The sequence below is a fragment of the Prosthecobacter sp. genome (assembly GCF_044378005.1).
In the GTDB taxonomy this organism is placed as follows: domain Bacteria; phylum Verrucomicrobiota; class Verrucomicrobiia; order Verrucomicrobiales; family Verrucomicrobiaceae; genus Prosthecobacter.
Map to the genome: position 1 here is coordinate 1 of NZ_JBILYB010000172.1, position 11,651 is coordinate 11,651.

Sequence of the window (11,651 nt, forward strand, 5' to 3'; positions counted from 1 at the left end):
TTGTATGTACCAGCGACTTGGAAGCTGGTGCCACCCAATCCGCCATCGTAGCCACCTGGCCCACCCTTGGCTTCATTTCCAGGCGTGTTAGAGCTTGTGTAGCCGGCACCACTTAATTCTAGCGTTCCCTGAATGTCCACATTCTCAGTGGCTAGCCAGGTGACGGGTGTGTTGGCTGCGTTCTTCTTGAAAATAATCGTCACGCCCGCTGGGATCTCGATACTCGTGAAGTTCCAGATGCCATTGGCGCGTCCGGTCATGTCAAAGGTCCGGGTTGGACCTGCCACTAATGACCAGTCCGTGTCGTTCCATTCCCAAGTTTCTTGGTTTCCGTAACCACTCACTATCCCACCCGTCATGACGATTTTTTGACGCACTGAATCAAAGACCATGGCATGTGAGTATCTGCCATCAGGGACGGTAGCTGGAGAGCGCTGAGTCCAGTTCGTGCCATTCCATTCCCAGGTGATGTTGTTGGGATTGCTCGATCCGCCAAACATGATCACTTTCTGTCGGACACTATCGTAAGCCATAGCAATAGTGGATTGACCAGTCGGTATCGTGGAAGGCGATTTCTGTGCCCAATTAGTGCCATCCCACTCCCAAGTATGATTGTTGTTATTACTGCCTCCAAACAAAACCACACGCTGCCTGTTGCTGTCATAAGCCATCCCATGTCCATACTTTACAATTGGTGAGGTAGCTGGACTTTTTTGGGCCCAATTCACACCATCCCATTCCCAGGTGTCATTCATTGAAACCCCTAATTGATTGTTGTATCCCCCAAACAGTAACACTCTCTGTCGCGCGGCATCATAGACCATAGCATGTTGGTATCTGGCAGTGGGTGAAGTGGCTGGCGTTATCTGAGTCCAAGTGGTGCCATCCCATTCCCAGGTGTCATTCATTGAAAGCCCTATTTGATTGTTGTATCCCCCAAACATGACGACCTTCTGTCGCTGACTGTCATAAGCCATCGCGTGGTGGTGTCTGATTGGGGGCAAAGTGGCCGGGCTCTTTTGTATCCAGTTCACACCATCCCACACCCAGGTGTCGTTACTTGGGCTTCCACTAGCACCACCAAAGAGAACCGTTTGCTGCCGTGCTGCATCATAAGCCATCGCATGATAATACCGTGTTTGAGAAAACAGTTTGGCGAAGGTCAGTGGCCCGTCCGCACCTGTGGAGCCGCTGCTGTAGGGGAGGTCGGTGTTTTGGGCGGAGGCCAGCGTCAGATGGAAGCAGGCCGGGAGGATCAGCCAGCGGATGAGGTGTTGGGTATTCATAAGCTGTGGGCGGGATGGCGGGTTGTTTGAGACAGGTGGATCGGTGGACTCAGGGATTGTTGCGATAACTGACCTGGCCGGACTGGGCATCGCGGCTGGCGGGTAGGGGCTCGGTGGCTGCGTTGAGGTAAGACACCGCCTTGCTTGCTGCTGAATTGGCCAAGTTGCTGGGCAGAGGCTCAGTGGTGGAGTTCAGGTAAGTGATTGTGGCGCTGGCAGCTGTGGTAGCCAGATTGGCAGGTGCTGGCTCAGCCGCTGCATTGAGAATGGAAACCATGGCGCTACGCACTCGGGTCAGAGGCTTCTGGCTGCCGCCCACATTGGGGTCACTGCCTTCGGCGATCTCTGTGGCGTCGTCGAAGCCGTCTCCGTCGGTGTCCACCAAGAGGGCATTCGTGCCGTATTGGGCCTCCAATCCGTCTTTGAGGCCGTCGAGATCGCTGTCTTCATTGCCGTCAGAAATGCCGTTGCCGTTGGTGTCAGCGATGAGGGGGTTCGTTTGCAGATAAAACTCGGCGCTGTTCTTGAGGCCGTCGTTATCGTAGTCCTCGTTGCCGTCCAGGATGCCGTCGTTGTCGGTGTCGGATTTGGTCGGATTCAGTCCGAGCAGGCTTTCATATTCGTCCGGCACGCCGTCGCCATCCGTGTCCAGGGAGGCATTATAAACGCGGAAGCTGCTCACGAACGGCGTGGCGAAGCTATTGCCTGCACCATCCGCCGCCGGTGTCTGGAGGGTGATGCGGTAGAGCCCGGGCTGCAATCCAGGGCTGGCGAAGGCCATGAAGGCGGTGCGGGTGTTCTCGCGGTAGCTGATCTCTCCGGTGCGCACCACATCGTCCGCTGTTCCATGGGCTTTGTCAGGTCCAGCCTCCTTCAGGATGAAACCAGCCCCGAGGGTGGAAGGGTTCATGGGTTCGTTGAAGCTGGCATAGAGGCTGGTGAGCGCTCCGGTGATGGCATTGTTCCCAGGGCTGACCGCCAGTACCTGCGGCGGCGTGGCGTCCGGCACGAGGGTGATAGTGAATTCATCACTCCAGGCCACATTGCCACCTGTGTCGGTCGCCTTGGCCTTCACTTTGAAAGTGGGGCTGCCAGCGCTGATGGCCGGTGTGGGGAAGCGATGCTCGAAGGGGTAGTTTCCATCCGTGATGAGCGACTGCCCATCCACGTAAAACTCGACATTTCGCACCTGCACATCATCCGTGACGTTGGCGGACAGGCGCATCAGCTTGCCTTCCTCTGCCGTGCCGGTCTTGTCGGTGGTGTTCAGGCTGAAATTAGAGCTGAGGCTGATGGTGGGAGCCTGGCCCTGATTGTCATAGGGAAGATAGCTGAGTACTTGGAGACCTGAACTGCTGTCGGCCACATAGGCCAGACCGTTGTAGATGGACACTGCAGCGGCCAGACCCGGGGTCTCAAAGGTGGTGCCAAAGGCAGGTGTGCGCTGGTTTGCCCCGAGGGTGTAGAGGTCGATGTTGTGCGGTCCGTCGTTGGTGGAGTTCGGGCTAACGGCGGCGATGCCCAGGCCGGAGCCGTTCGCCACGATCTGCTTCCAGCCGAATTGGGAGGTGTTGAAGTTCTGAACCAGTGTCGGCGCACTGGGATTCGTGCCTGTGTCCACGATGTTAAAGCCGCTGGTATGGGCGGCATAGAGTGTGCCCTCACCCGCAAAGAGACGCCAGCGGCGCTGCCCGGCCCCCATGCTGCCGCTGAGGTTCAGCGAGCCCTGGATCGCGAGGGTGCTGAGGTCCAGCGCGGTGAGCTTGCCCACCTGGAGGGCATACAGCGTGTCCCGCCACACGGTCAGATCCTGAATGACGGCCCCGCCAGGGAGGTTTACCCGCCCAAGAACGGTCGCCGTCGCCAGATCGACCGTCACGATCTGGCCGGTGGTGGTTCCTGCCAGGGCCAGACCACCGCTCACCGCCACGGATTGAACCGACGCACCCACATTCACCTGTGCGCTGAGCCTCACAGCCGTCGGATTGGTGATGTCCACAATGGCGAGTCCGCTGAGGTAATCAGCCACGGCCACATAGTCACCATTGCCAGCCACGGCCACCGCCAGACCTGGAGTGTCCACATCCGCGATGCGTGTGGGGTTCAGACCGCTGAGCACGTTGAATACGCTAATGCCGTTGGAGCCATTGGCCGTGACGGCTACATTGTCTAAAGCATGAATGTCCGTGGCAGGTGCTGTGGTAGGGACGGAAGCGATAATGCCCGTGGTGGCGATGAAGCCATTGAGCGGATTCGTGCCCTGCTGGACCTCGGCTCCATCGCTGATGCCGTCACCATCAGTATCGGAGTTGGCGGGGTTGGTGCCAATCACACTCTCGCTGGCCGCTCCCAGCCCATCTCCATCTGCATCCACGGAACCGTCAAAGGTCATGGCTGTGCCATGCAATTTGGAAGATGTGCCGTTGGAGCCAGTAAGCCCTGTCTGGCGGCCGATTCTTCTACTTTTAGGATCGTAGATCTGAATCGTGAAAAAAGTCTCAGGAGGCAATATTAGGCGCAGTCTACCTGTAGATGATGTGCGGGTTCTTTGGGTGTTCTGGTCGAAGTCGATGCGGGCGTAGGCATTCCTGATCGCTCCTTCCACGGCAATGTAACCGTCTCCGAGGCTGCCACCCACTCGCGCTGTCTCTCTCGCGATCACATCAAGATCCTTGCTTCGATCCCCTCTGGGCAACTGATCAAGCCCCGACAAGCCATCAAGTGCTTGGATCAGATCGGACATGATGGCGGCATCTGATGTGTCGAGCGGGCCAAATGTATTGAATTTAGACCTCCGACGTGGCGGCGGATTTCCTGCGCCACATTTCTGATCCAGCCGCGAGGCCGCACGCTGAAGAAGAATACGGACCGGGGCCAGAGCGATGTCACCAAGTGCGCTTTGCACGACCTCATAGTAGCCCTTGAGTTGCCCAGCCTTGGAGCCAAGCCCGGAGCGAAGATTGCAAGCGCCCGCGGCAACCCTGCCAAAGCATTCAGGCTGATCATCCAAACCTTCACAGAGCGGCTCCAGCAGGTCCATGGTGTCTTCTACACATCCCAGAGCCGTCATGATCTTGGCTAGTGGATTGACAAACTCACTGCCTTCCAGAAGGCTTTCCTCTAATTCCCCCATTTCTTCCTCCGCCTTGATGAGCATCCCTCTGGCGACAAGACAGTTGGCACGCCCATTCTGTAGATCGGCGACAATATCCTGAATCGTGTCCTTGTACTCCCGCACTTTGCTGACCAGAGATAAAATGCGTTTCACCACTTTGCCGACCTTCACAAACTCAGCAATGCAGTTCCCAACGGTGTCGGCTGTATCGAGTGCAAATTCCCAGGGGTTGATATCTGGTTTGGGGCACTTTTTATCAGGCGGTTCATCAGGACCCTCTTCCTCCGTTCCTGGCCTCGTCCCATGCCACCCCGGCTGCCGCACGCCCACCCCGGCATCGGTTTTCACAAAATTACCGTCCTCCGTTACGGTCATTGGGCCAATGATTTCCCAGTCGCCCAAGTCATGATTGAAAGACCAGAGGGCGGACTTAGCTCCAGGCGGGAGTTTTTCGCCAGTGACGGGGTCAGGGAGGTTCGGGAAGGTGATGGGGACGGGGCGGTCGAAGTTGGTGGCTCCATCCGTCTGGATGGTGATGACTATGGGCAGATTCAGGCCGGGTGGCAGCGGGCTGGGCAGGCGGTCCGGGGCCACGGGGGCGATACCGACACGACCACCGCGCGTGCCGTCATCGGCGAAGAGGCTGTTGGCGGGGACCTCCAGTTCCGTGCCAGCAAGCTCTGGATTGTCGGCGAGGATGGCGGGTGGAAAATCCACTTTCGTATCTTGAGATTGGCTGACGGTTTCAAGCGCATTGGCGAGAATTTTTGGCAAATAGATGGTGCCGCGACTGGTATCCTCGCTGTTGCCAGAGAGATTGTCGGTGCGGCCTGCGAGCGCCTCCCAGCGCTTGCCGACGCTGGGGTAGTAGTTGCCATTCGGGTAGCTGCTCTGCGGGCTGGTGCGACCATCGACGTGGACGAAGAAACTGCCCGCCGGGCTGGGATTGAGCGTGAAATTCCCCTGGGCATCCGTGGTGGTGCGCAGGGTCTCTTCTGCGCCATCGACAGTGACCGTGACGCCAGCCAGCGGCACATCCACTGTTGCACCTCCTGCTCCCTGGCCGGGCTCGCTGGCGAAGACACGCCCGCTGATGGCGGTGCCTGCCACGGGGGTGATGCTCAGCGTGTCAAAGCTGGGTGTAGGTGCCGCCTGCCGTGCCATCGCCATCCAAGTCCACCGGTCTGCCGACCAAGTCATTCAAGGCCGTCGGCGCGAGGGTGACCTGAACGCGCGCATTCGAGGGCAGAGGTTCGAGATAAAACAGCGTGGCTTTTTTGCGGTCGGAGGAAATCTCTACGCGGGAGAGCATCTTGCGAGCGCCGAACTCGGCATAGAACTGGGTCGTATCCAGCGCGGCACTCAGAGCCAGCGGCATGGAGAAATGCACCACCGTCTCGCGTGTCACCGCTACATCGCCTTCGCCGGTGGCCGGGCTGACCTCACGGACGGTGGCGAGTGGGAGGTTTTGCGGAGTGCTGCTTTCCAGAATGAGGCTCACCAGAACGTCGTTGTCGGCATCGTTGATGAAGCCATCCAGCGTCAGGTCAGCAAAGGGCTGAAGATTCGGGAGAAGTGGAGTCGTGCCTGAGCTGTGCCCGACCAGCATGGCAAGGTCATTGGCTGTGAAGACACCGTCGTCATCGAGATCACCGAGCTGAGTGGGGGTGGCATGAACGAGTGTGGAGAGCAGGAGAAAAGCCGCCGCCAGTGCCGGGAAGAAGGTAGGGAGGGCTGTCCTGAGCCCGCCTTCTGTGATGGATGAGCCTTCGGCGGGCGGGCGAGTGAGATCAAGCAGCGGCGCTTGCGGGAGCAAGCGCCCTACCTTTTTGGCATTGAAAGATGGAATGAGAGTCAGCACGACGTCAGGCAATCATGAATCCAGAATTAGGCAGCGACCGTTAGAGCGAATTTTGAGCCTGATGACAAGAATTTTTTGGTGACACCTTCGGTGTCAGGCTTCCCGACGTTAGTGGCTGAGCTGGTAGCGGCCTTCAACGATCTGGACTTCGGGCACTTCGTGTCTGGTTTCGAAGTGCTGCCAGGCGGGGAGGAGTTCGTCACGCCAGAAGGCTTCTGAAGGATCGCCAGCGGCGGACTTGAGCTGCTCTTCGGTGAAGTGGAAGGGGAAGAAGTGTGCGGGAACTGCGGGCTGGCCTTTTTCCAGGGCGACCTGCACGAGGAGGAAGATCTCCTCAATGGCGGGATCAGTCATGGCGAGGCAGCCGATGCTGACGTCGCGACCGTGGATCATGATGAAACTGCCGGTGCGCTGGTGGTGCCGGTCATACTCGTTCGGGTAGCCGATGTTGAACGCGAGATGATACTTGCTGGCGGGGTTCATCTGGCGCGCGGTGACGGTGTAGAAGCCTTCGGGCACTTGGGAGTCGCCTTCGCGGAGCTTGGGGCCGAGTCGGCCTGAGGCGGCGGCGATGGGATAGCTGCGCCAGAGTTCCCAGCCTTGGCTGGATTGCAGCCAGAGTTCGAGCACTCGCTCTTCTTTGAAGGCGCGGAGGTAAACGGGGGCTCCGAGGGTGAGGGGGCGCTGGGTTAATTCCTGAATAAGCCGGGGACGCACGCGCTGGGCGACATCTGCGAGCCTTTGCTCAGCAGTCCAGGTGTCCCACACGCCAGGGGCTGGTGGAGCGGGGTAGGGTAGGGGGAGTTTCGCGGCGGGGAGCATCAAGGAACGAAGATCGGGGAGAGGCAGGCAGTCAGTACAAGATTCATCACGGATATGAGATGAAGTCGGCCACTGGCTGGAAAGCCAAGCCAACGCCACAGCGACCAGGATCAGTGCAAACTGTCTGAGGCGTGATGAGCGAGTGGGGGCAGACATGACTTTGAGTGGCAGATGCATTCTGGCGAGCGGGAGAGGAAATGTCACTCGTTTCGCGAAGGGAAAGCTTGTCTGAATTTGGGCTGGCTTTGTCACGCTCCCCAATCATGTCAGAGCCCTCGTCGGGGAGTTCCCGCATCACCTGCTCGTGCGCGCGACTCCAAACCCCATCGAATCGGGTGCAGACTCCAGCGGGCACGCTGTATCGCTTCCAGAAGTGAATCCCCAATGACTCAGGCCAAAGCGCGCAGGAATCGCCCAAAGAACTCCTCGCCTGCTTCGAGGTCGGCACAGCGGATGAATTCATCCTTCGTGTGTGCCTGGGCGATGCTACCGGGACCGATGGCGATGGCCGGGGTTCCCTCTGCGGCGAGGAAAGCGGCATCGCAGAACCAGGGCGCGCCCGTGAGTGCGGCACCACAGTCGATGAGCTTTTGCACCCAGGGATTCGCCGGATCGGTGTCCAGCGGCAGGGTTTCTGGCAAAGGCTCGATGGTGGCCGTGGGGTCGATCTGGTGAACGAACTGTGTCAATGCGGCAAGCGCGCCGACGCTGAGGTTCAGGCCTGGTGTAGTGCGCATATCGACGCGCAAGGTGCAGTGATCAGCGACGATGTTGCTGCGCGTGCCGCCTTTGATCATGCCGAGGTTTATCGTGCTGGCACCGAGCCATTCATCGGCTCCACTCATCTCGACGAGTAGCTCGCGGAAGTCCGTGTCCAGCGCTTGGACGATGGCGGCCATTTTGACGATGGCATTCACGCCGCGCTCGGGCGTGGCTCCATGCACGGCGACGCCGTGGGTGTGGATGTCCGCCCAGAGGCAGCCTTTGTGGCGGAAGACGGTTTTTAAATCGGTGGGCTCGCCGACGATGGCGAGATCGTAGTGCCCGTGATGTTTGGCAAAGTGCTGGGAGCCGAGTTGCGCGCTCTCCTCCGACATGAAGCCGGCGAAGTGGACCTCGACGGGCAACGTGGGGATGATTTTACGCGCTTCGTGGAGAGCCCAGAGCATGGCGGCCATGGGGCCTTTCGTATCGCTGGCTCCACGGCCCCAGACGCAGTCGTCGTGCACTTCGCCACCGAAGGGATCAATGGTCATGCCGCCGACACTGACGGTATCTGTGTGAGGTCCGAAGACGATGCGAGGCTTGCTTTTCCCATCTGGCAAAGGCTCGGTGGGAAAGCGGCCGATGATGTTGGGTCTGTCGGGCTCGATTTCATCGAAGCTGACCTCCGCACCACAAGCACGCAGGAACTCGCCGACAAACTCTGCACAGGCTTTTTCCCCCGTCTGCGACGTCCCTGGATCACCGTCGGGATTCACCGAGGGGATGCGGACGAGCGCCTGACAGAGTTCAATGACGTTCGCGGGGAGGGAGTGCATGGCTCACTCTTGAATCAGGAAAGCGGACTAGGCCAGCGTCTTGTGTGTGCCGTCGCAGAAGGGCGGGTTCTTGGATTGCTTGCAATTGCAGAGCCAGACCTTCTTCTTTTCCTCCAGGGTGAACTTCTTCGGGCCAAAGCCGGTGCCCTTGTGGCTGCCATCACACATCGGCTGGTGACCGCTGAGGCCGCAGGCGCACCACCAGTGGTCTCCGGCTTCGAGTTCGATGGCGCAGGGTTTGTTGTCGTACACTTTGGGGAGGGCTTCCATGATGGGTAAAGGGGATGATTGACTTTCAGGATACGCTGCTGCGGTGATGCCCTACCAGAGGAAAATGGTCTGGATCACGATTGATCTGCCCCGAATTTGCCGCTCCGCAGGCGAGAATGGAGGTGTGAGCTTTTCTCAGAGCCCTATTTACAAAAATTCAGCTTCCCGTTAGATTCCACTCCCCCATGAAGTTTAACCCCCCCGTTATTCTGGCTCTCGCCGTGCTCGCTTTCGCGATCTCTTCGCCTGCCCAAGTCGCTGGCACTGACGAAGCCGCCGATAAATTTTTCAGCGGCTATGTGCTGAAGAACGATGCTGAAAAGCTGGAGCAGGAGGGCAATCTCCAAGGTGCTCTCGCGCTCTACCAGCAGATGAAGCAGGCCTTTGATGCCGTGGCACAGACGCATCCAGAATGGCAGCCTGGTATGCTGAGCAATCGCCGCTCGCTCACGGATCAATCCATCACGCGTGTGCAGGCCAAGCTCAGCCAGCCAGCGGCTGCTCCAGCTCCCGCAGTCGGCAGTGGGGTGCCTGCCCCTGCCGCTGCGCCGACGGTGTTTGGACTCGGAACGGGAACTCCTGTGCCTGCTCCCGGCAATGTGACGATGCCTGCGCCCGTCGCCACCGGCAGCACGCCCGGTGGATTTCCCAGTCTGGCAGAGACGCTGGCCCAGTGGGAGGCCGCCTACCGTCAGCGCATGACGGCAATCGAACAACAAAATGGTCAGATGCAGGGAGATCTCTCCAAATGGCAGCAGTGGTATCAATGGGCCTCCAGTGAGATCACGACCACGCGTGAGAAGCAGAAGGCCCTCGAAGGGCAGATGTCCTCGAAGAATGAAGCCATCGCCGCGATGCAGATCGAAGTGGCTGCAGGCCGCGCCACGCAGCAGCAGCTTGATTCTTTAACGAAGGAGAAGATCAGCATCGAGGTGGAATACAAGAAGGCCGTGCAGCGACTCGCTGCGGCTGAAAACGCTGCCAAAGAAGCCTCCGTCAAACTCGCGGATGCCTCCGAGCGCATCGCTACGGTGGAGGCCGAAAGAAACAAGATCCTGGCCGAGCGAGATGCCGCCATCAAGGAGCGTGATGCCAAGGCCATGACACTCAGCGAGACGGAGAAGAAGGCTGAAACGATCACGAAGGAGCGCGATTCTCTGAGTGCCCAGGTGCTCGGATACAAAACTCAGATCGATGGCATGTCCAAGAAGACGCCTGCGGCCAGTTCGGCGGAGATGAAGAAGCTGCTCGCGGAGAATGAGCGACTAAAAAAAGAACTCGAAACAGCCCAGCAGCAGATCGTGACTCTGAAGTCCGATGCCACCCGCAAAGATCAGGAGATCGCCAGCCTGCGCACGCAGCTCACGACTCTTCAGGGAGAGATCACGACGCTGCGGCAGCAGAGTGCCGCATATCAGAGCCAGGTCGCTGATCTGACACTGCAACTCAAGAAATCTCAGGAAACCCAGCCCGGCATGAGCCCCGAACTGGCCAAGGAAAACACGCTTCTGCGCGAGATCATCATGCGCCAGCTCCGCAGTCAGTACCGCCAGCAGCAGGCGAAAGATCTCGTCATTGCCGAACTCAAGAAGATGGAAGGCGTTTCGACCAAGCTGCTGGAGCAGGTCGAAGATCTGAAGCAGAGCCGACTCTCACTGACTCCGGATGAGGAGAAGCTCTTCACTGATCCTTCCGTGCGCGAATTGCTCGGCTCTGATGGCATCCAAGGAACGCTCATCGCACGTGTCTCCAAGCCTGGGGATGCGACCGTGAAATCGAGTGAACCCAATCCTGTGGACGCCATCCTTGGCAAAGCCAACGACGCCTTTGGTGCCAAACGCTTCCCTGAGGCGGCGAGTCTCTTCGAAGACGCTCTGCGCGCCGATCCGAAGAACACCAGTGCGCTGGTCGGTCTGGGTTACTCGCGTGAGCGGGAGCAGAAGTATGCTGAGGCCGAAGCTGCGCTGAAAAAGTGTCTCGTCTATGAGCCTAACAACGAAACCGCCGCCTTCCATCTCGGCGTTACTTACTTTAAACAGGACCGCTGGAACGATGCGATGTCCTCCTTTGAAAAGAGCCTCACAATCAATCCGAAGAATGCCCGTGGTCGTCACTACCTCGGCATCATCTCCACCAAGCTGAACTTCATCGAGCGCGCCGAACGTGAGTTCAAGACAGCTCTCGCCATTGATCCCTCGTACGGGGAGGCCCACTTCAATCTCGCTGTGCTCTATGCCACCTGGGACCCGCCACAGTGGGACAAGGCGCGCAGTGAGTATGAGCAGGCACTAAAAAAGGGCGTCACTCCTGACGAGAACCTGGAGAAGCTGCTGAAGGGCAACGAGCCGAAGTCCGTGTCGGCAAGGTAGTCCAAGCAATCTCTCTCTCGTGGCTGATCTCGCCCGCGCACTCGTTCAGTGGTTCCGTGCGAACGGGCGGGTTTACCCGTGGCGGCGGACACATGATCCCTATGCGGTTCTGGTGTCGGAGATCATGCTCCAGCAGACGCAGATCGCGACCGTCCTGGAGCGTGGATTTTATGCACGCTGGATGGAGCGTTTCCCAGATTTCGTCACGCTGGCGGGAGCTTCGGAAAGTGAGGTTTTGAGCGCCTGGCAGGGGTTGGGTTACTATCGTCGTGCGCGCAATCTTCAGCGCCTCGCGCAAGTCATCGTTAGCGAGCATGGTGGTGAGTTTCCCCGTGATCCAGAAGTCATCCAAAGCCTGCCCGGCATTGGCCCCTACACGGCGGGGGC

Annotated in this window: 7 protein-coding genes and 1 pseudogene; 2 read left to right on the forward strand and 6 right to left on the reverse strand. The window is 58.8% G+C overall.

The window, feature by feature from the left end; all coding sequences use genetic code 11:
* The 6 genes from AC6FTP_RS22770 to AC6FTP_RS22795 form a co-directional block, all read right to left on the reverse strand.
* Positions 1-1,286 (reverse strand): Kelch repeat-containing protein (locus tag AC6FTP_RS22770; RefSeq protein WP_497209208.1); only part of this gene is annotated, 1,286 nt, incomplete at its 3' end.
* 49 nt (positions 1,287-1,335) lie between these two features.
* On the reverse strand, positions 1,336-5,601 hold the full coding sequence (locus AC6FTP_RS22775) for an Ig-like domain-containing protein (protein ID WP_497209209.1): 4,266 nt from the start codon (positions 5,599-5,601) through the stop codon (positions 1,336-1,338).
* The gene (locus tag AC6FTP_RS22780) at positions 5,531-6,262 is read right to left on the reverse strand and encodes an Ig-like domain-containing protein (protein WP_497209210.1); all 732 of its coding nucleotides are present in this window, start codon (positions 6,260-6,262) and stop codon (positions 5,531-5,533) included. Before AC6FTP_RS22780 ends, AC6FTP_RS22775 begins: the two co-directional genes overlap by 71 nt.
* A gap of 108 nt (positions 6,263-6,370) precedes the next feature.
* Positions 6,371-7,084 (reverse strand): L,D-transpeptidase family protein, encoded by a 714-nt coding sequence (locus tag AC6FTP_RS22785; protein ID WP_497209211.1) that lies wholly within the window; start codon positions 7,082-7,084, stop codon positions 6,371-6,373.
* 389 nt (positions 7,085-7,473) lie between these two features.
* Positions 7,474-8,625: a M20 family metallopeptidase gene (locus AC6FTP_RS22790; protein WP_497209212.1), complete on the reverse strand. Its 1,152-nt coding sequence runs from the start codon at positions 8,623-8,625 to the stop codon at positions 7,474-7,476.
* Positions 8,626-8,652: 27 nt separating this feature from the next.
* Positions 8,653-8,895, reverse strand: a complete 243-nt coding sequence (locus AC6FTP_RS22795; RefSeq protein WP_497203273.1) for a CDGSH iron-sulfur domain-containing protein — start codon at positions 8,893-8,895, stop codon at positions 8,653-8,655.
* A 185-nt stretch (positions 8,896-9,080) separates the two neighbouring features.
* Here AC6FTP_RS22795 and AC6FTP_RS22800 point away from each other — a divergent pair, with 185 nt between their 5' ends.
* Positions 9,081-11,264, forward strand: a complete 2,184-nt coding sequence (locus tag AC6FTP_RS22800; protein ID WP_497209213.1) for a tetratricopeptide repeat protein — start codon at positions 9,081-9,083, stop codon at positions 11,262-11,264.
* A 19-nt stretch (positions 11,265-11,283) separates the two neighbouring features.
* Positions 11,284-11,651: pseudogene (locus AC6FTP_RS22805) on the forward strand (A/G-specific adenine glycosylase); the annotation flags it as partial.